Raw genomic sequence first — 20,020 nt, forward strand, 5'->3', positions numbered from 1 at the left:
GCAGGGCATGTCGATTTCATGTTTTCCGTTCGTCGTAACGGTGAGCAGACGTTTTTTGGAGGCCGCACAGCGTGCGTGCCCGATAAACCCGGCGCTCGCCCATTCATGAAGTGAACGAACACCAAAAAGGGGATTTACATGTTCAAGACCATTGCCATCATTGCCGCCGTCGTTATCGTGCTTTTTGTCGCGACGGTGCTGGTGCTTGCCGCCGGCAAGCCCGAGACTTTTCGTGTCCAGCGTCAGGTCACCGTCCAGGCGCCGCCCGAAAAAATCTTTCCGTTGATCAACGACTACAAGAACTGGGGCGCCTGGTCGCCCTGGGAGAAAAAGGACGCGGCCATGAAGCGCAGCTTCAGCGGCCCGGCCACCGGCAAGGGCGCGGCCTATGCCTGGGAGAGCAAGGAGGTCGGCATGGGCGACATGCTGATCACTGAGTCCGTGCCATCTTCCCTCGTCAAGATAGACCTGAACTTCAGCAAGCCCTTTGAAGCCCATAACAAGGTGGTGTTCAGCATCCAGCCGCAGGCCGGCGGCAGCGTGGTGAGCTGGGAGATGGCGGGCCCCGCACCCCTGATCTCCAGGGTCATGCATGTCTTTTTCAACATCGACAAGATGGTGGGCAAGGACTTTGAAGACGGCCTGGCCGCCATGAAGGCCGCTGCGGAAAAGTAAGAAGCTTGTTTGAAATTTTCTCGGGGAAACCTTGTCGATTTCCCCAAAACCATTCGTCATAGAGTTAGAGCCAGGCACTCCAGGGTGACGCACCCCAACCCGGCTCGCAATCTCAACCCACACTCAAGGAGTTATTCAAATGCGATTCATGATGCTGATGATCCCCAAAGGCTACGAAAGCGCCGCCGCCGGCACCCTGCCCAGCGCCGACGCCGTGGCCGCCATGATGAAGTACAACGAAGAACTGCAAAAAGCCGGCGTGCTGCTCTCGCTCGAAGGCCTGCATCCGCCGTCCATGGGCGCGCGCGTGAGTTTCCCCGGCGGCAAGCCGCGTGTGAGCGACGGCCCCTTCGCCGAAGCCCGCGAAGTGGTGGGGGGCTTCTGGATGATCAATGTGGCCTCGCGCGAGGAAGCCATCCAATGGGCTTCGCGCTGCCCCGCCGCCGAAAACGAAACCATCGAGCTGCGCCAGGTGATGGAAATGTCGGACTTCCCGAGCGACGTGCAGGAAGCCGCCGCCGGCTTCACCGAGATGCAGCAGGCCCCGAGCGGAAAAAGCCAGGGCGCCTGAAGCGGCATGGCCTCGCATGAAACCCACCGCGCCATCGACGCCGTCTGGCGCATCGAGTCGGCCAAGGTCATCGCCAAGGTCGCGCGCATGGTGCAGGAGGTGGGCCTGGCTGAAGAGATCGCACAGGATGCGCTGGTCACGGCACTCGAGCGCTGGCCCAAGACCGGTGTTCCCGACAACCCGGGCGCCTGGCTCATGGCCGTCGCAAAGCACCGTGCCATTGATTATTTGCGGCGGCGCAAGCTGCTGGCGCTCAAGCATGAAGAGCTGGGCCATGAACTCGAGCTGGAGCAGGACATGGCTTTCGCCGACGTAGACGAGCCCGGCGACGGGGACGACGGCGCTGATGACTACGGCGACGACCTGCTGCGCCTGATCTTCACCGCCTGCCACCCGGTGCTGTCCACCGAGGCGCGCATCGCGCTCACGCTGCGGCTGCTGGGCGGCCTGAGCACCGACGAGATCGCGCGCGCCTTCCTGGTGCCTGAGCCCACCGTGGCCCAGCGCATCGTGCGCGCCAAACGCACCCTGGCCGAGGCGCGCGTTCCCTTTGAAGTACCCGGCCCCGAAGAGCGCGATGCCCGGCTGGCCTCGGTGCTGGAAGTCATCTACCTGATCTTCAACGAAGGCTATTCGGCCACCTCGGGCAGCGACTGGATGCGGCCCGCGCTGTGCGACGAAGCCCTGCGGCTGGGGCGTGTGCTGGCCGAGCTCGCGACGCAGGAGCCCGAAGTCCACGGCCTGGTCGCCCTCATGGAAATCCAGGCCTCGCGTGCCAAGGCGCGCACCGGGCCATCGGGTGAGCCCATCCTGCTGCTGGAACAGAACCGCGCGCGCTGGGACCATTTGCTGATACGCCGCGGCTTTGCCGCACTCGCGCGCGCCGAGGCACTGGGCGGCGCGCTGGGGCCGTACGCGCTGCAGGCCGCCATCGCCGCCTGCCATGCGCGCGCGCCCACGGGGGCAGACACCGACTGGACGCGCATCGCCGCGCTCTACGACGCGCTGGCGCAGCTCGCGCCCTCGCCGGTGGTCGAGCTGAATCGCGCCGTGGCGCTGGCCATGGCTTTCGGCCCTGCCACGGGGCTGGAGGTGGCCGACGCGCTGCTGGCCGAGCCCTTGATGAAAAACTACCACCTGCTGCCCAGCGTGCGCGGCGACTTTTTGTTCAAGCTGGGACGCCTCGAGGAGGCCCATGCCGAATTCGAACGCGCCGCCTCGCTTACGCGCAACCTGCGCGAGCGCGAGCTGCTGCTGGCGCGCGCCGCGGCTTGTTTGCCGGATTCCACGCCGCGCCTGGGCTGAACTTCAGCCTGCGGGCTTGCGGCCGCCCAGCATGCAGGCAATCGCGGCCAGCTGCAGCAGCACCGTCGCGCCGAAATAAAGTCCCGTGCCGGCACCCAGGTGCGCGGGGCTTCCATGGCTGGTCACCAGCAGCAGGGCAAACGTGGCCGGCGCCAGCGCCCACAGGCCTTGCGACATCGCGACGATCAGCGCCACCACGCGCGCCACGTCTTCCTTGACGAACTCCACCTGCGCCACCAGCGGAGGCAGCGAGGTCGCGTTGCCGATGCCGACGCCGAACAGCACCACGCCCAGCAGGATCAGCGCGCCCTGGTGTTCCGCTGCGCAGGCCAAAGCCAGTGAGCCGGCGATCTGCACCGCGTAACTCACACTGGCGACCAGCCGCCGGTCGGCGCCGGCCGGCATGCATTTGGCCACGATGGTGCGCCCGCCAATCGCACAAGCGGTCGCCAGCGCCATCGCCAGGCCCGCGCCCKGGGCGCCCAGGGCCGAAACCAGCAGCGAATACAGGTGCGTGATCAAGCCGGCCTGCGCGAACAGGCTCAGCGCCATGGCGCCGGCCAGCGTGCGAAAGCCGCGGTCCCGCCACAACAGCCGGCCCGGCAGCGGCCTGGCATGCGCTGAGGTAACGCTGCCGGGCGGCGTGCTCGGCGCATCGCCGTCGGGCCGCTGGCCCAGGCGCTCCGGCGTTTGCACCACCACAAAAAAGCTCAGGCAGCCCACGACGGCCAGCATGGCCGCGCCCACCCACAGCGTTGCGGCGGTAAACCCCATCGCGGCAATCAGCGCACCCCATAGCGGTGAAAAAATCACCCCACCCAGGCTGGCGCCGTTGTAGGCCTTGGCCAGCGCCATCGGCCGGCCGCGCACAAACCAGGGCGAAATGATGGCGTTGATGCCCGCCGCGCCCATGGTCACCCAGCCGCCGCCGGTCAGCAGCGCGGCCGCAAACAATTGCCAGGGCTGGGCAGCCAGCGCCCAGCCGAGCAGGCCCACGGCCAGCGCGGCGGCACCGGCAGCCGTCGTCGCGGCCACACCGAGACGGGCATGGATGCGAGGCATGCAGGCCACCACACCCGCGCCGAACAAAAAGTGAAAGGTCACGGCGCTTGACACCAGCGGCAGCGCCCAGCCGGTGCGCGCCAGCACCGCGTGCAGAAAAATCGCCGGGCTGTAAAAACCTATGCCCCAGCCGAAGATGGCCAGCACAAAGGCGGCGCGCACCACGGTGGCACCGAAGAAGGCGCGCGGTACCGGGGGCTGGAGAGTGGGGGTCGCGGATGTTTCCATGGGAGTTTCCTTGAGAGGGGACAGTGCTTGCCGCATGGCCTCCATGGTGCGGCGCGCCGGGGCCGCGATACTTAGCTCCGGAGCGAAGCATGGGCTCTCCGATGCTGCTAAGGTTGCTGTATGAACACCAACCAGATCGCCCACATCGCCTCGCTGGTCGGCGAGCCGGCCCGCACCGCCATGCTGATGGAACTGCTGGACGGCCGTTCGCTCACGGCCCATGAATTGGCCGGCGCCGGCAATGTGTCGCCGCAAACCGCCAGCCGCCACCTCGCGCTGCTGGTCGAAGGCGGCTTGCTGCGCGTGGAGCAGCACGGCCGCCACCGCTATCACCGCCTGGCCTCGGCCGACGTGGCCCGCGTGCTCGAAGGCATCACGCAGCTCGCGGCGCAGAACGCGCCAGCCGTTCGCCGCGCCGTGGTGCCCGGGCCCAAGGACGCCGCCATGCGCATGGCGCGCAGCTGCTACGACCACATCGCCGGCCGGCTCGGCGTGGCCATTGCCCAGCACCTGGTGGCCGACGGCGCGATTGCGTTTGAGGGGGAGGCCGGCCATGTGACCGACAAAGCCGGCGCCGTGCTGGCACGCCTGGGCATTGACCTGACGGCTTCACTGCCTGGCACCAACACCAAGCGGCCTTACTGCCGCCCATGCCTTGACTGGAGCGAGCGCCGCTTCCATGTGGCTGGGCAACTGGGCACGCTGATTTGCGCGCACTGCCTGGACAGCGGCTGGTTGATGCGTCGCCAGGGCGTGCGCGCGCTGGAGATCACGCCCAGGGGCGTGATGGCGCTGCGCGGCTGGATGGGGCAGGAAAACTGGCGGCAGGTGACGGAGGGCGATGCAGTGCCTGTGCAAGGGGAGCCGCGATCCATGGCTGCCTGAGCCGGGCGCCCGCAACGTGGCATTGCCGGCTGATTGTTTCGGCGCGAATCACGGGGGCATCGTGCGCTCGGAAGCCGGCCTTTGCAGTGCCTGGGCTTGGATATCAATGCCTTGAACGCTACGGAAGCGGAGTTTTGGGGCCTTCTTCAGATGAGGGGATGTTCAAGCCTGCGCATTTGGTCCAGAATCGCCGCAAGTCTGGAATGCGCCATTGATGCCAGTTCCGGCGTTGCTGCTAATACATTAAGTCAGGTACTCACCGCCATGCCACTGTCTGAAGAAGAGCTCGTCGCGGGGCTCGTGCCCAACGACGACTACGCCCATCACATTGGCCAGGTTGTCAGTGTTGGAACGGAAACGCTCAGGGTCTTGAAGAAGCAATTCTCCATCACGACGCCATACCGAATAGACACCGTGCCGCTTAAAACTTGCGTGGGCTTGCGGTACGAGTCGGGTTCATCGGTCTTTCACATCATCGCCGGGGCACTTCTGGTGGTATTGATGTTGGCCATCGGATACTTCCTCATCATGTATTGGTCACGGTTGGAGCCAGGAACGAGAGTCCAGGTGGGTCTGCTGACACTCGCCTTTGCGTACGGCCTCCGGTGGGCCTTCATGTCCAAGCATCATCGCCTGGTGTTCAACTTGCGGGACGGAGCGAGACTTCATTGGCGGTCTCGGTCTGGGGATTTCAAGTATCGTGAGCGCGCGGTTGAGAAGGTCATTGAGTACATGCGGTCCATTGGAGTCCCTGTGACCACGAATGAAGCGCGCACTTGACGGGTCAATCGACACAGACCCACACCTATGGGAGGCGGCTTCGCGCAGATGGCGGTGGCATTTGCGGAAAACATAACGTTAGTTCCCACAATCCACGTCCATGAAAACACTTTCCGCACTCGCCTCAGCTGCCGGCATCTTGCTCTGGTCCTCGCAAGTCTTCGCTGAAGACCTGACTATCGGGCTCACTGATCCCTATTTCAAAGTTGTTGTGCCTGGCGCACCGCAAGTTCAATTTCGGCCGCATCCCTCAGCGGCCCAAAACCCAGCCGCGCTGTTGTTGGGCTCAACACCGGATGGATTCAATGTCTCTGCGCTCTCGGAGAAGGCTGATGGCGCCTCGGCCCAGCAGTGTGCAAGTTGGCTCGTTGGGAGCACTATTTCAAGGTACAAGCCGGATCTTGCAACTGTGCAAATTATTCCCGCGGGCGCTAACGCCTGGGTACTTTTATATGCGTTCAAAATTGGGCCCATCGAGCAACTGAAGGCTCACGTGTTTTCCGGCAATGACAAGGGCCGATGCCTGGAAATTCACATGTCACGTCTTGGCGCGACTCCGGAGCAACGCGAGGCGTGGTTCCGCAGTTTCCGCGGTATCACGGTCAGGGCTGAGATTGAGTAGTGGCGTTGGCAGTCCCGAATTCCCTTGCGAGACTATGCGTGGGTCCTTGCCTACGCCTTGGGGCTGCTTGCAAGGCTCGTGGGGGATGTCATGGCCCGCTGCATAGAGTGCACGAAGTGCCGCCTGACAGGTCGATCGACACGGACGTCCTGTCGTCGGGCCTCGCTCGCCTGCTGTCCGCCGGTTATCTCCAACATTAGGCACCGCATCCATGCTCTTGCTCTTCCTCTTCCTCGCAATTCTCCTTTGTGTCGTTGTGCACCTTGCGGCTATCGCCTGGTTAGCAAGGTATCTGGGGATCACAGTCCGCGAGGTCTCGATAGGCCTGGGCCCGACCCTGGTCAGAGGCAAGGGCTTTCGACTGGGCCTTTTTCCTGTCGGCGGGTATGTCCGCCTGCGGAGCATCCACGAGGAAGATGTGCCAGTCGATGAAGTTCGATCAACCCTTGAAGGCGCGTCAGTCATCAAGCAATTCGCCGTAGCGTTGTTTGGCTGCCTCGTTCTACTCGTACTCGCATGCGTGCTGGCGGGATCGCATGCGCTTGCAGCCTTCTTGAATATGCCGACCCAAATCGTCGCAGGTGCCATCCCGCCATTCGAAACGGCGCAGAAGTTGCTCATCGAGACCAGTACATTCCTGCGAGATGCGCCGGCAACATTGATCCTCGGCGTAGTCGCTGCGAAATTCGCCGCGCTCAACCTGCTTCCTCTACCTGCGCTGAATGGGGGCGCCGCGTTGGGTGTTCTTGGTCGCGCCAGCGGTATCGCGCGAGTGTGGCCTCAAGCAGCCACCAACGCGCTTCTCTTCGTTTGGCTGGGGTTGCTGGCTCTTTGGCTTCTTGCCCTCGTCACGTGGCTCAGCGGTGCCTGACACTTGATGAAAATACAGCGCCTGCCATTCCATCAAATCGCAATCGGGTCCACATCAATCGCCCAGCGAATCAGGCTTTTGAATTCAGCCTGCTGGCGCGTTTCAAACAGCACCGGCTGCCAGGCCGCCAGGAAGCGCTGCAGCGCCGCGCGCGAAGAACTTTCGACCAGCATCTGCGCGCGCTCGATATCGGCCACGCGCTGTATCGTCATCGGCACCGCCGGGTAGGCCGTGACCTGGCCGTTGCCCGTGAGCTGCAGCGCGTCGGCCTGGGCTGCCGCCGCATTCAGAAAGCCTTGCGCCACCTCCTGTGTGCGCGCCTCGGCGCGCACCAGCGCCGAAAAGCCGAAGGGCGACATGCCGGCCGCTTCGCGTTCGGCCAGCTGCTGGGCCGCGAAGCCCGCGTAGTCGTGCCGCTTGAGCGCCTCGAACAGGGGGTGCTCGGGGTGGAAGGTCTGCACCCACATCTCGCTGGCGCCGCTGTGGCGCGCGTCGCGGCCGGCCCGGCCACCGGCCTGCATCAGCAGGCTGAAGAGTCGCTCGGGCGCGCGGAAGTCGCTGGAGAACAGCGCGCCGTCGGGGTTGATGGCCGCCACCAGCGTGATGTGCCGGAAGTCGTGGCCCTTGGCGATCATCTGCGTGCCGACCAGCACGTCGACCTCGCCCGCATGCACGCTGGCCAGCTGGGATTCGAGCGCGCCCTTGAGCCGCGTGGTGTCGGCGTCTATGCGGGCGATGCGCACCGGCTCGCCGTCGGGCCGTTTCACGCCGGCCAGCAGCTCGGCCAGGTGTTCTTCGAGCCGCTCGGTGCCGCGGCCCACGGGCGCGATGTCGATGTTGCCGCAGCTCGGGCAGGCGCGCGGCACGCGTTCGGTGAAACCGCAGTGGTGGCAGCGCAAGGTGCGGTCCATCTTGTGGAAGACGCGAAACGCGCTGCAATGCGGGCACTCGCTTTTCCAGCCGCAGTCATGGCAGGCCAGCACGGGCGCATAACCGCGCCGGTTCAGAAAGATCAGCGACTGCTCGCCGCGCGCCACGCGCTGGGCGATCGCGTCCAGCAACGGCGGCGCGATGATGCAGTGCTTGGGCTGGTGGTTCATGTCCACGCGCCGCACCGTGGGCAGGCTGCCGGCATCGCCCAGGGGGCCGGGTTCGCTGGCTAGCAGCGGTGTGGAAGCTTCGGGCTGAGGCCCGGCGGAGTAGGGCGCCAGCTCTTCGCCGGTTGATGAAACAGTGCCAATGCGCTCATCCATGACGAGCCGTTGGTAGCGACCGGCCAGCGTGGCCTGCCAGCTCTCCAGCGAAGGCGTGGCCGAGCCCAGCAGCACGCGGCAGGGGCCGTGCGCGTGCGTGGCGTCTTCGGTTTCTATCTTGGCGCGGTAGACCGCCAGGTCGCGCGCAGAATAACGCGCGCCTTCCTGTTGTTTGTAGCTTGGGTCGTGTTCTTCGTCGACCACGATCAGGCGCAAATTGGGCATGGAGGCGAACACCGCCATGCGCGTGCCCAGCACCAGGCGCGCGTGGCCGGCGTGGGCCGCCAGCCAGCTTTTCAGGCGCTGGGCCGGGGTCAGGCCGCTGTGCAGGGCCACCACGCGTTCCTTGCCCAAGTGGGAAAAGCGCTGCTCGAAGCGTGACTGCAGCTGCGGCGTGAGGTTGATCTCGGGCACCATCACCAGCACCTGGGCGGCCGGGTCGAGCTCAAGCACGCGGGCCGCGGCGCGCAGGTAGACCTCGGTCTTGCCGCTGCCGGTAGCGCCGAACAGCAGCGCGGGCCGGCTGTCGGCATGGAATTCAGCCAGCACGGCGGCCTGCTGCGTGCTGAGCGCCCACAGGCCGCGGCCGTCCGGCGCGCAACTGGTGTCGGCTACCGGGCGTTTGAGCCGCCGCGCCAGCTGCACATTGCTGAGGTCGCGCAGTTGCGGCGGCAGCGCGGCCAACGCCACCTCGCCCAGCGAGCGCTGGTAATACGCCGCGGTGAACTGCACCAGCTTGCGCCAGGTGGCGGACAAGGGGGGCAGGCCTTCCAGCGCGCCGGCGACCTGGCGCGTCTGCATTTCCAGCAGTGCGCCGCTGTCGGCCAGCAGTTCCCAGACCACGCCCAGGACCTCGCGCCGGCCCAGCGGCACGCGCACCAGCGAGCCCACAGGCAGTGGCGACTCACTCTGGTAAGTCAGGGGCCCGGCGATGGAACTGTGCGCGGGCGCCGCGACGACGACTTGCAACCAATAGCTCATTCGGAGTAACTAAATGTGTTTACTTCTTGAGGAATACATCCAGATGATGCGCTAAGTCCTTGATTTCGCGCCACTTTACAGATTTCCAGATTTTCTGTGGATAACTTTGTTGACAGCTTGTCCGCGAAGGTCGCGAAGCCTTGTAAATCAAGGCTTTTCTTAAATTGCCCGGAAAAAAAGCAATTTAAAGTCTTTATATAAATCAAGGACTTACGAGCGCTATTGCTTTGATAGCGCGAGATCGGACAGAGTCCCCGCATTGCGGCGGCGCAACAAGATTTTTGTGCATAAGTCCAGCAGCCAAGGCCCGGTTTTGTGCTAGCCATGGTTGAAATCGGCCAATTTCGGGCAGTTTCGGGATATGCGCAAAAAGCGTTAGCTGCGGGCAGGGCGCATGCTGCGAGAGTGAGCGTGCACTGCGCGCACCAGCACTTCGACGCTCTCGGGCGGCGTGTGCTGGCTGATGCCGTGGCCCAGGTTGAAAATATGGGTCGGCCCGGCCTTGTTGGGGTCGGTATGGGGGGCGCCAAAGCTGTCCAGCACGCTGGCCACCTCGGCCTCGATCTGTGCCGGATTGGCGAACAGCACGTTGGGGTCCAGGTTGCCCTGCAGCGCCTTGGCCTGCGGCCCGTGCTCGCCGACCAGCGCGCGCGCACGGGCCAGGTTGACGGTCCAATCCAGTCCCAGCACCTCGCAATCGAGCTGCGCCATGGCTTCCAGCCACTGGCCGCCGCCCTTGGTGAACACCAGGCGCGGGATCTTCACACCCTCATGTTCGCGTTTGAGCTGGGCCAGCACGCGGGCCGTGTAGGCCAGGCTGAAGGTCTTGAAGGCTGCGTCGGCCAGCACGCCGCCCCAGCTGTCGAAAATCATCACGGCCTGGGCGCCGGCTTCGATCTGGGCATTCAGGTAAGTGGCCACCGCGTCGGCGTTCACGGCCAGCATCTTGTGCATCAGGTCGGGGCGCTGGTACAGCATGGTCTTGACCAGGCGATAGTCGTCGGAACCCGCGCCTTCGACCATATAGCAGGCCAGCGTCCAGGGGCTGCCCGAAAAGCCGATCAGCGGCACGCGGCCGTTCAGGGCCTTGCGGATGGAAGTGACGGCGTCGAACACATAGCGCAGTTTGGCCATGTCGGGCACCTGCAACTTGGCCACGGCGGCCTCGTCGCGCACCGGCGTGGCAAAACGCGGGCCCTCGCCCAGCGCGAAAGACAGGCCCAGGCCCATGGCGTCGGGCACGGTCAGGATGTCGCTGAACAGGATGGCGGCGTCCAGCGGATAGCGCTCCAGCGGCTGCAGCGTGACCTCGGTGGCGTAGTCGGTGTTGGTGGCCAGGCCCATGAAGCTGCCGGCCTGGGCGCGCGTGGCGCGGTATTCAGGCAAATAGCGGCCGGCCTGGCGCATCAGCCAGACAGGGGTGTGGGGGGTGGCCTGGCGCAGGCAGGCGCGCAAAAAAGTGTCGTTTTGAAGGGGTGCGAACATGCACCGATTGTCTCAGGTGTGAGTCTGTGTCCGCTGGCACAGGCACTGGCACTGGCGCGGCTTCGGATTTACCATGGCCGCAGGGGGCCCCGACCAGCCCCGGAACAGCGTCCAAGGAGTGTTTCCATGCGCATGAACGACCAGGAATATTTCCGCAGCTGCATCGCCAAGGAACGCCACCTGGCGCAATTGCTGGGGCACACGCACATCGAGGAATGTTATGAAAGCGCGGGCACGCTGTGGGACGGCGCCCAGGCCCTGCCGCAATGGACGCGCGACTGGCGCGCCTGCGGGCCGCTGATGACGGCGCATGGCATCAGCGTGACCTATGACGGCGAAGGCGCGACCCTGGGCGCCACCACGGTGCACTTCAGCGACCACCCGAACCGCGACCGCGCCGTAATGTACGGCATCGTCAAGGAGGTGATCTTCCGGCTGGAGCATCAACGCCAGCACCAGCACCACAAGGCCGCGGCCTAGCGGCCGCGTCACATCGGCAAGGTCTTGATAAAGGCTTCCAGCTCATCAATCGGCAGCGGCTTGCAGAATAAATAACCCTGGTAGCAGTCGCAGCCGTGGCGCGACAAAAAGTCGCGCTGCGCCTCGGTTTCCACGCCCTCGGCCACCACGCCCAGGCCCAGGCTTTGCGCCAGGCCGATGATGGTGCGCGCGATGGCCGCGTCATTGGGGTCGCGCAGGATGTCTTCCACAAAGGACTTGTCGATCTTGAGCTGGTCCAGCGGCAGGCGCTTGAGGCAGGACAGCGAGGAATAGCCCATGCCGAAATCGTCGAGCGACAGGGTCACGCCCATTTTCTTGAGCCTGGCCATCTTGGTGATGGTGATTTCCATGTCCTCGGCCAGCAGGCTTTCGGTGAGCTCCAGCTTGAGCTTGTGCGGGCTGACCTGGGTTTCTTTCAGCGCGGCCATCACCAGGTCGACGAACTCGGGGTGGCGGAACTGCCGCACGCTGACGTTGACCGCGATGCTCAGCGCCGCGGTTTCGGGGCGCTGCGCCCAGGCCGCGAGCTGCCGGCAGGCCGTCTCCAGCGCCCATTGGCCCAGCGGCAGTATCAGCCCGGCGTCTTCGGCGGCCGGGATGAACTCCGCGGGCTGCACCAGCCCGCGCTCCCCATGCCGCCAGCGCAGCAGCGCTTCCACCCCCGTCATGCGGCCGTCGCGGCCCACCTGCGGCTGGTAATACAGCAGGAACTGTTTCTCACGCAGGCCCTGGCGCAGGTCCGACTGCAGCGCGGCGCTGGCGGTCACGGCGGCCTGCATGGCCGGGTTAAAAAAACAGACCGTGTTGCGCCCCGCCATCTTGGCCTGGTACATCGCGAGGTCGGCCTGTTTGAGCAGGTCGCCGATGTTGTTCAGGGTCTGGTTGAAGGCGGTCACGCCTATGCTGCAGGTGCTGTAGTGCTGGTAGCCCGCCAGGCTGTAGGGCTCGCACAGCGCGGCCAGGATCTGCCCGCTGACGATTTCGGCCTTGACGGTGGCTTCGGCGGGGTCCTGGCCCAGGTCTTCCAGCATGACCACAAACTCGTCGCCGCCCAGGCGCGCCACCGTGTCGGTTTGTCGCACGCAGGCCGCCAGCCGCCTGGCCACCTGCTGCAGCAGCAGGTCGCCTTTCTGGTGGCCCATGGTGTCGTTGAGCGTCTTGAAATTGTCCAGGTCGATGAACATCAGCGCGCCTTCGCGCGGATGCCGGCGGTTGTGCAGCAACGCCTTGTCCAGCCTGTCCATCAGCAGCTGGCGGTTCGGCAGCTGGGTCAGCGGGTCGTAGAAGGCCAGGTGCTTGATCTCGCTTTCCGCCACTTTGCGCCGCGTGATGTCGCGCCCCACCGCCACCCAGTGCGTGACGAACACGCCGGCATCGTCGGCCACCGGCACGATGTCGATTTCCATCCAGAAATGCCGGCCGTTCTTTTTGTAGGTGATGAGCTCGGCCTGCACCGGTTCGCCCTTCTGGAAGGCGTTGCGCAGGCGCTCGAGTTCGCTGCGCTGCGTCAGCGGCCCGCACAGCAGGCGCGGCGAATGGCCCAGCGCTTCTTCGGGGCTGTAGCCCGTGTGCTGCTCGAAGGCGTTGTTGACGAAGATGATGCGCAGCCCGGGCCGGCCCGAGGGAACCGCCTCGGCGATGAGCACGATGTCGTTGAGCCGCGAGATGCTGGTCTCCAGCAGCATGAGCTGCTCGCGCGCCTTGCGCCGCTCGCTGACGTCGCGGAAGTAAATCGCTACGCCGTCGGGAAAAGGGTAGGCGCGTATCTCGAACCATTTGTCGAGTGGCGCATACAGCGCCTCGAACTCCACCTGGTAGTTGCCCGCCACTGCCGCGCGCACCTGCTCGGAGAACAAGGTGTTGATGGCGCCCGGGAACTCCTTCCAGATGCTTTTGCCCAGCAACTCCGTGGAGGGCCGGCCCAGCAGGCGCGCGCCTTCGCGGTTGAGGTAGCTGAAGCGCCACTGCGGGTCCAGCGTGTAAAAGCCTTCGGTGATGCTTTCCAGCGTGATGCCCAGGCGCGTGGCCAGGCGTTGGGCGTCCTCGCCGGTCTGGGCAGCCTGTGGCGCGCCGGCATGCCGCGCATCCAGCTGGGCGGCGGCCAGCCCGGCCAGCGTCTCCAGGTCCTCTTCCTGCTCGGGGCCCAGGCTGCGCGCTGTTTTGTCCATGACCGCCAGTACGCCCAGCAGCGTGCCGTCCTCCCGGCTCAAGGGCAGGCCGCGGTAAAAGCTGATCTGGGCCGCACCGCGCGCCGGCAGCGGCGGCTGGCGCGGCGGTGCCTCGAGCGTGGCGCCGCACAGCGCGACCAGCCCTTCGCGCTCCTGCGCGGAAAAACCGGTGCCCGCGACGAACACGGCTTCGCCGTCTTCAAGGGCCGCGACGATGGCGATCGGCACGCCGCAGGCGCGGGCCGCCAGCCGGGCGAGCCGGTCCGCGCCGGAATGCGGCAGCACATGCAGCGCGAAGGCGGGCGCCAGGGAGGGAACAGAAACGGACACGGGCAAGCACCTGCTTTTCAGACATTCGATCAATGATGCTGACGCATGGCGGGGCGGTTTTCACAGGAGATTTGAAAGCGTTGGCGATAAAGCGTTGCAAAACGTTCCGTCACTTACCTGCGCACGGTTTTGTCCTACGCTGCAGGTCTGCGGCGCCTCACGACAGCACGCAGCCCCACCCTTCATGCTGCACCACCCGTCCACGCTATTGGTGCGGCTTCCCCGTTGTCCCGTGTTTTATTCCAGGCAAGGACCCATGAGCCCTCTCGAACTCGACCAGTTGCAGCAATGCCCTGATATCGCCACCCTGCAAACCGTCTTGGGGACCTTGTGCAGCCGCTTCGGCTCGGTCACGCAGCTCAACATCGTGCCGGCTGCCCATGCCGGCAAGCAGCAGGCCCTGTGCTTTGTACGCATGGCCTCGGAGGAAGAAGAGCAAAAGCTCATGAGCGGCCTGGGCATAGGCCGCTTCGGCGGCGAACTCGTGGTGGTCGTGGATTTGCTGGCGGATCAGCCCTCACCAAGCGCCGACCTGTGGAGTTCCGCCGCCTGAGACGTCTCTTATTTTTTGGCCGAGGCGTCGACTGAAACGTGCCTGAGCAGCAGGCGCTCCAGCGCGTTCAGCGTCTCATAAGATTCGGCGAAGTCGGCGAACAGTGTGGTGTTGTCGGGCGCTGTCGCCTTGCCTTGCCAGGCCGCGCGGAACTGCTCGAAGATCTCGCCGAAGCTGCGGCGGCCGTCTATCAGGCCCAGGATCTTCGCGCCGTACTTGCCCGGGTTGACCATCACGGAAACACCCGAATGCTGGTGCCTGAGCATGAAGGGCTGGCCGCGGCTGTTGCCGAAGACCTGCGCCGCGATCTCGCCCGTCAAGGGCTCGTGGTAGAAAAAAGGCACGTAGTCGGCATCGCCGTAAGGCGCGGTGCAGGCCGCATCGCGTGTCAGGTACAGCGAATGCGTGATGATGTTGCCGCCCATCAGCTCGGCCATTTCATACTGCTGCCTGAGCGGCAGCTTGCGCAGCGCGGCGGCCATGGCCGGCGGCTTGCTGCCCAGCACCATGTGCGGCAGGTAAGGCGCGCGGCCGCGCTGCACGTCGCTGAAGGCCAGGTGCAGGCCGTGCCCCTCGCCCAGCCAGTCGAACAACTCGCCGACTCCGTACGAGCGGTCCTGCGAATGCAGCAGCAAGTCGTAGATGCCGGCGTCCCCGGCCTTGTGGTCGTGGTGCAGTTCTTCGCTGCGCTTGAACCAGTTGCCGGGCGGCAGGCTGGCCAGGATGTCGCGGGTGTTGGCGATCTTGCGCTGTGCGTCGGTCTCGCCGCCGTTGACCATGCGCATCAGCGCCTGCATCTGGTAGACACCGATGCGGCCCGTGGTGGCATAGACCATCAGGCCGATGGCGCCGCCTTCTTTGAGCACGCTCATGAGCGCCTTGAAGCCCAGGTCGGGATCGGCCAGGTGGTGCAGTACGCCGCTGCAGTTGATGTAGTCGAATTTGCCAAGCTGCGCGGCCAGCGCCGGCAGGTTCAACAGTGAGTCGTGCACCCAGGTGATGTTGCCGAGCCCGCGGATCTGCGCGCGCTCTTTGGCCAGCGCGATGCTGGCTTCGCTCATGTCCAGGTGCACCACCTGCGCATCGGTGTGGCGCAGCTGCTCGGCCAGGAAGATCGTCGCGTCGCCCGTGCCGCCGCCGGCCACCAGCGCCCGGAAGCCCTTCTGGAAGGACTGCTTCCCGGCAAAGCAGTAGTGGTTGATCATGGGCAGGTCTTCCAGCCAGGTCAGCACCAGGCGCTTATGGTCGTCCTGCGGGTCGCAAGGCGGGTAAGGCAGGGCCTCGTACTGGTTTCGGACCTCGGGCAGGTAGTTGTCGGGCATGGCGGCTTCCGGAATTGGCGGCAAACACGTATTGTCTCCGCCCGCAGACTCACCTCGCTCCCAATCAAGTGACAGCACGGAACCGGCTTTGCCGGGCCGTAGGTGTCGCCCCCTGCAAGGGGGGATCCCGCTACACGAAGTGAGCGGAGAAGGGGGTGTGCTTGCTTTACCGGACGGGCAAGAACTGGAGGAACGTACCGCCCAAGAGGTTCTGGACATAAGTGATCACGGCACGCCTGTATTTCTCGGTCAGCACCGAGGCCAGCAAATCCAGCCGCCCTATGACCTTGCCGAACTCGCGCTCGAAACTCAGGTTGCGTTCACGCTCGGTGATCTCGTCGGCCAGCAGCAGGGGCTGGCCCGCGGCATTGCGGCGATTCGACAGCATCCAGACGGCAATCTCGATGTTGCGCGCGGCGTTGTAGATGTACTGCGCGTCCAGGCTGTCGGTCAGGTAGAAGCTGGTTTTGCCGCCGTGGGCCGTGACCACCATGTCGGCGCTGGCGTAGATGAAGGCCGCCACGCGGTCGCCCTTGAAGTCCGGGCCCAACGCCAGCGACAGCGCCGCGATGTCGCGCCTGCCCTGCAGCTCCGGCCAGGGAGTGCGTGTGTCGACGGCCACGCGCAGCTGGGCCAGGGCCGCGTCGCGGCTGACGGTGCTGGTCTTTCGCCATTCGGCCGGGTTGCGGCGGTACAGCTTGTCGGCCAGGCGCAGCAGGCTTTCGAGGTTGTCCCGCATGCCCAGTGTGGCCATGCGGTTCACGTCCGACTGGCCCACCTCGCTGGGGGCCATGGGCGCTGCCTGTGCCTCACCCCGGTGCGTGGGCGCCGGGCCGGCGCAACCGGCCAGCGCCGCGAGGGCCAGCAGCAGTGAAAGGCGGAGCAAGGAAAAAAGCGAAGGCGAAACGGCAGGGGTGGGAGGGAAGGTGGTTGCCGTGCGCAGGGACATGGCGCATTCTCAGCGGCCGCGCCCGGCCGCGCAAGCATGGCTTTCCCGGGCCTTGGCCGGATGCCGCAAAGGCAAGCTCAGGCCGAAGCCGCGCCCGTGTGGGCCGTCGTGTCCAGCAGGCCGCGCGACTGCAGCACCCGGTGGTCTATCTTGATGCAGTGGTCCTGCACGACCAGCAGGCCCGCGGCCTCGGCTTTGGCCGCCGCGGCCGGGTTGCTGATGCCCAGTTGCATCCAGACCGCCTTGGCGCCTATGGCGATGGCCTCGTCGACCACGGGCGGAATGTCGGCGCTGTTGCGAAAGCAGTTCACCAGCTCGATTTTTTCGTGGCGCGCGGCCTCGGTCAGCGAGGCATAGGCTTTTTCGCCGAGCACCTCGGTGGCGTTTGGGTTCACCGGGATGATGCGGTAGCCGTTGGCTTGCATGTAGCGCGCCACGTCAAAACTGGCGCGGTGCGGATGGGGCGACAGGCCGACCACCGCGATGTTGCGGTAGTGGTTCAGGATGTAGGGCATGCGTTCGGCGGGGGGCAGGGAAGTCATGGCGGGCCTTTGCAGGAGAGGTTTACGCATCCTTGTACTTGACCGAGCAACCATACGCGCGGCTGCTCGCCACGCTCAGCGGCTTGCCGCCCAGCGCTTCCGTCAGGCCCTGGCGCACGTAGTTGGTGGCGGTCTTGATGTCGTCCACGCGGGCCGAGGGAATGCTGTCGATGCCGCCGGCATAGACCAGCTGGCCTTGCGGACTGATGATGTACATGTGCGGCGTGGTCTTGGCGCCGTAGAGCTGGCCGAGCTGGCCCGATTCGTCCATCAGCGTGGCGCTGGGCTGGCCCTGTTTCTCGGTCATCCAGCCGGCGAGCCTGGCGGGCGCCAGGTAGTCGCCGCTGCCGGCTTCGGTGGAATTGACGGCCAGCCACACCACGCCCTTGGCGGTGAATTCTTTTTGCAGGCTCTGCATGTTGCCGCTGTAGTGCTTGCGCACAAAAGGGCAGCCCGGGTTGGTCCATTCCAGCACCACCAGCTTGCCTTTGTAGTCGGCCAGGCGATGCGTCTTGCCGGAGGTGTCCACGGCGGAAAAGTCGGGCGCCGCCTGACCCACGGCGGCCGCAGAAGCGGCCTGCGCGGAAAGCGGGGAAAGCGCGGCCGTGGCCAGCCAGGGCAGGGTGGCCAGGGCGCCGGAAAAAAGACGGCGGTTCAGTGGCCGCGCAGAGCGTGCTTGATCATTCATGGCTTGACTCCTTGCAAGAAGAAATAGACGACATCACAGCTTGGCGAGCTCGGTCCTCACCTCATCCACCGACAGGATCTCCGACATCACGACGGGCGCGCGGCCGGGCTTGTAGATCACGTAGACCGGCACGCCGTTGCGGCCCAGCTGGGCCAGCGCCGCGGTCACCGCCGGGTCGCGCCGCGTCCAGTCGGCGCGCAGCAGTGCCACGTTTTTCGCCTGGATGTCGGCCAGCACCGCGGCATTCGACAGCGTGGTCTTCTTGTTGTACTGGCAGGTCACGCACCAGGCGGCGGTGAAATCCACGAACACACTTTGCCCTTGCGCGGCGAGCTGGTCAACCCGGCCCGGCTCCCAGGCCTGCCAGCCGCCGGCGACCGGTGCGGCCGACGCGGCGGCCACCGGCCGGGTGATGTTCGGGCCCACGGACCACAGGCCCCATGCGCCCAGCGCAAGGGAAAAAGCCGCGAGCAAGGTGCGCGCCGTGCCGCGCAGCGTGAAGGCCCAGATCACCAGCGCCATCAGCACCAGCAAGGCCAGCAATGCGCCCGCGCCGTCCACCCCGCTTTGCTGGCCCAGCACCCAGACCAGCCAGGCCACGGTGGCGAACATCGGGAAGGCCATCAGCTGCTTGAAGGTCAGCATCCAGGGGCCGGGGCGCGGCAGCGCGCGCGCGACGGCGGGGATGGCACTGGCCGCAAGATAAGGCAGGGCCATGCCCACGCCCAGGGCCGCGAAAATCGCCAGCGCTTCGAAGGCCGGCAAGCCCACGGCATAACCGAGTGAGGCGCCCATGAAAGGCGCGGTGCAGGGCGAGGCGATGGCCGTGGCCAGGACGCCCGACAAAAACGCATTGACGGTGGGGTTCTTGGCCTGCCAGCCCGCGAGCCGGCCGGGCAGCAGGTTGCCGAATTCAAACAGGCCCGCGAGGTTCAGGCCCAGCAGCGTGAACAAGGCCGCCATCAGCGCGACCACGGCCGGGTTCTGCAGCTGAAAGCCCCAGCCCAATTGCTCGCCCGCGGCACGCAGGCCCAGCAGCAGCGCGCCCAGCGCCAGGAAGGACAGCACCACGCCCACGGTATAGGCCAGGCCGGTCGTCAGGCGCGTGGCGGAGTCCTTCACCTGCACAAAGCCCACGACCTTGATGGCCAGCACCGGGAACACGCAGGGCATGAGGTTGAGCACCAGCCCGCCGAGCAGGGCGCCCAGCAGTGCGGCGATCAGGCCCACGGGCGCCGCGCTGGTTTGCAACGGCGTGGCGCCCGCCGAGGCATTGGCGCGCAGCGCCGCTTCGAGCGCGGGCGGCACCACGGCGGCGGCGGCCGGTGCGGGCCAGCTGCCTTTGACCGGCGCGTCTATGCGGTAGGCGGCATTCTCGAGGGCCACCACCAGCGGCATGCTGGCCGGGCTTTCGGTGCGCTGGCCGGACAGCGGCACTTCGGCCGTCCACACCGCACCTTGCCAGGCTTGCTGCCAGGCGGCCGCGGGTTCGATCACGCTGCCGGTCTCGGGGTACAGCGCCAGCGTCTTGCCCTGCAGCGTGGCGGGCAGGCCGGCCAGGGAAATCCTGATGGCCTTGCCGCCGCCGACTTCCACCTGGCTGGCGCCGGCGGGCAGCGCCTTGGGCGTGGCGGCAAAAGTGTCCTTGAACAGCTGGCTGCTGGCGGCGGTCGAGCTGCGCACCGGGATGCTCAGCGCGAAGTCGCCCTCCTGCGGGATGCATTCCTTGCGGCACACCAGCCAGGCCGCCTTGAGCTTCACCTCAAGCTGGCTGCCGGCAAAGCCGGGCGCGACCGTCAGCGGCACGGGCAGCAGCACGGTTTTTTCGTAGCCGTAGTTGGCCAGTGTGCCGATGGGGATTTTTTTCGGGGTCGGCCAGGCGATCTCGCCGGCATCGATGCCGGCCGGCAACTGCCAGTCGAGCTGCGTGGGCAGTCCCGAGTCGCCCGAATTCTTCCAGTAGGTGTGCCACTCGGGCTGGTGCGTGAGCTGCAGGCCCACCCAGACCGGCTTGCCGGGCTCCACGCCCTCGGGCGCCCAGGCCAGCAGTTCGGCGCGCACCTGGTCGGTCGTGACCACGCTGGCGGCCGCGCCGCGGCTGCTTTTTCCGGGCAGGTTCAAGGGCGCATTCTGGGCGCCGGCCACCATGGGTATTGCGCCAATAGCTATCAAAAGCGTAGCGGCAAGGGCGGCGAACAGAGGGCGCTTGAAATGCATGGTGGGAGTGTGAGCGGGCGGTGGGGGCATTA

Annotated in this window: 18 protein-coding genes; 9 read left to right on the forward strand and 9 right to left on the reverse strand. The window is 65.8% G+C overall.

The annotated features are described in order from the left end of the window. Positions 1 to 138: 138 nt before the first annotated feature. The 3 genes from AC1D1F_RS10595 to AC1D1F_RS10605 all read left to right on the forward strand — a co-directional run bounded on the left by AC1D1F_RS10595 (position 139) and on the right by AC1D1F_RS10605 (position 2,551). Positions 139 to 675 carry an SRPBCC family protein gene (locus tag AC1D1F_RS10595; protein ID WP_477676465.1) on the forward strand — a complete coding sequence of 179 codons (537 nt, stop codon included), beginning with the start codon at positions 139 to 141 and terminating at the stop codon, positions 673 to 675. Positions 676 to 814: 139 nt separating this feature from the next. Next, a complete protein-coding gene (locus AC1D1F_RS10600) occupies positions 815 to 1,246 on the forward strand; it encodes a YciI family protein (protein WP_477676464.1) in 432 nt (143 codons plus the stop codon). A gap of 6 nt (positions 1,247 to 1,252) precedes the next feature. Beyond that, positions 1,253 to 2,551 carry an RNA polymerase sigma factor gene (locus AC1D1F_RS10605; RefSeq protein ID WP_477676463.1) on the forward strand — a complete coding sequence of 433 codons (1,299 nt, stop codon included), beginning with the start codon at positions 1,253 to 1,255 and terminating at the stop codon, positions 2,549 to 2,551. 3 nt (positions 2,552 to 2,554) lie between these two features. Here the strand turns inward: AC1D1F_RS10605 and AC1D1F_RS10610 are convergent, their stop codons facing one another. Further along, the gene (locus tag AC1D1F_RS10610; protein ID WP_477700718.1) at positions 2,555 to 3,841 is read right to left on the reverse strand and encodes an MFS transporter; all 1,287 of its coding nucleotides are present in this window, start codon (positions 3,839 to 3,841) and stop codon (positions 2,555 to 2,557) included. A 120-nt stretch (positions 3,842 to 3,961) separates the two neighbouring features. On the opposite strand from AC1D1F_RS10610, the gene AC1D1F_RS10615 reads away from it, so the two are divergent. The 4 genes from AC1D1F_RS10615 to AC1D1F_RS10630 all read left to right on the forward strand — a co-directional run bounded on the left by AC1D1F_RS10615 (position 3,962) and on the right by AC1D1F_RS10630 (position 6,999). Continuing rightward, positions 3,962 to 4,726, forward strand: a complete 765-nt coding sequence (locus AC1D1F_RS10615) for an ArsR/SmtB family transcription factor (RefSeq protein WP_477676461.1) — start codon at positions 3,962 to 3,964, stop codon at positions 4,724 to 4,726. A 96-nt stretch (positions 4,727 to 4,822) separates the two neighbouring features. Continuing rightward, positions 4,823 to 5,506, forward strand: coding sequence for a hypothetical protein (locus AC1D1F_RS10620; RefSeq protein WP_477696222.1), 684 nt, complete (start codon positions 4,823 to 4,825; stop codon positions 5,504 to 5,506). 100 nt (positions 5,507 to 5,606) lie between these two features. Further along, entirely contained in the window at positions 5,607 to 6,128 is a 522-nt protein-coding gene (locus tag AC1D1F_RS10625; RefSeq protein WP_477676459.1) for a hypothetical protein, read from the forward strand. A 211-nt stretch (positions 6,129 to 6,339) separates the two neighbouring features. After that, positions 6,340 to 6,999 (forward strand): site-2 protease family protein, encoded by a 660-nt coding sequence (locus AC1D1F_RS10630; RefSeq protein WP_477676458.1) that lies wholly within the window; start codon positions 6,340 to 6,342, stop codon positions 6,997 to 6,999. 32 nt (positions 7,000 to 7,031) lie between these two features. Here the strand turns inward: AC1D1F_RS10630 and priA are convergent, their stop codons facing one another. Together priA and hemE are read right to left on the reverse strand one after the other, a co-directional pair. Next, positions 7,032 to 9,233, reverse strand: coding sequence for a replication restart helicase PriA (priA, locus tag AC1D1F_RS10635; protein ID WP_477676457.1), 2,202 nt, complete (start codon positions 9,231 to 9,233; stop codon positions 7,032 to 7,034). 375 nt (positions 9,234 to 9,608) lie between these two features. After that, complete coding sequence (gene hemE / locus AC1D1F_RS10640) at positions 9,609 to 10,718, reverse strand: uroporphyrinogen decarboxylase (RefSeq protein ID WP_477696221.1); 1,110 nt, start codon at positions 10,716 to 10,718, stop codon at positions 9,609 to 9,611. A 126-nt stretch (positions 10,719 to 10,844) separates the two neighbouring features. Between hemE and AC1D1F_RS10645 the strand changes: the two genes are divergently transcribed. Beyond that, positions 10,845 to 11,198, forward strand: coding sequence for an aminoacyl-tRNA synthetase (locus AC1D1F_RS10645; protein WP_477696220.1), 354 nt, complete (start codon positions 10,845 to 10,847; stop codon positions 11,196 to 11,198). Between the two features lie 8 nt (positions 11,199 to 11,206). Here AC1D1F_RS10645 and AC1D1F_RS10650 read toward each other — a convergent pair whose 3' ends face one another. Continuing rightward, complete coding sequence (locus tag AC1D1F_RS10650; protein WP_477696219.1) at positions 11,207 to 13,717, reverse strand: EAL domain-containing protein; 2,511 nt, start codon at positions 13,715 to 13,717, stop codon at positions 11,207 to 11,209. A 256-nt stretch (positions 13,718 to 13,973) separates the two neighbouring features. Between AC1D1F_RS10650 and AC1D1F_RS10655 the strand changes: the two genes are divergently transcribed. Then, entirely contained in the window at positions 13,974 to 14,270 is a 297-nt protein-coding gene (locus AC1D1F_RS10655; RefSeq protein ID WP_477655070.1) for a hypothetical protein, read from the forward strand. An 8-nt stretch (positions 14,271 to 14,278) separates the two neighbouring features. On the opposite strand, the gene AC1D1F_RS10660 is transcribed toward AC1D1F_RS10655, so the two are convergent. The 5 genes from AC1D1F_RS10660 to AC1D1F_RS10680 all read right to left on the reverse strand — a co-directional run bounded on the left by AC1D1F_RS10660 (position 14,279) and on the right by AC1D1F_RS10680 (position 19,988). Continuing rightward, positions 14,279 to 15,592: a class I SAM-dependent methyltransferase gene (locus AC1D1F_RS10660; protein WP_477676453.1), complete on the reverse strand. Its 1,314-nt coding sequence runs from the start codon at positions 15,590 to 15,592 to the stop codon at positions 14,279 to 14,281. A gap of 166 nt (positions 15,593 to 15,758) precedes the next feature. After that, positions 15,759 to 16,541 (reverse strand): hypothetical protein, encoded by a 783-nt coding sequence (locus AC1D1F_RS10665; protein ID WP_477676452.1) that lies wholly within the window; start codon positions 16,539 to 16,541, stop codon positions 15,759 to 15,761. Between the two features lie 77 nt (positions 16,542 to 16,618). Then, positions 16,619 to 17,083 (reverse strand): CoA-binding protein, encoded by a 465-nt coding sequence (locus AC1D1F_RS10670; protein WP_477676451.1) that lies wholly within the window; start codon positions 17,081 to 17,083, stop codon positions 16,619 to 16,621. A gap of 22 nt (positions 17,084 to 17,105) precedes the next feature. Next, complete coding sequence (locus tag AC1D1F_RS10675; RefSeq protein ID WP_477676450.1) at positions 17,106 to 17,771, reverse strand: thioredoxin family protein; 666 nt, start codon at positions 17,769 to 17,771, stop codon at positions 17,106 to 17,108. A gap of 33 nt (positions 17,772 to 17,804) precedes the next feature. Beyond that, entirely contained in the window at positions 17,805 to 19,988 is a 2,184-nt protein-coding gene (locus AC1D1F_RS10680) for a protein-disulfide reductase DsbD family protein (protein WP_477700719.1), read from the reverse strand. Positions 19,989 to 20,020 lie beyond the last annotated feature (32 nt).

This window comes from Polaromonas sp. P1_H6, from assembly GCF_056405195.1.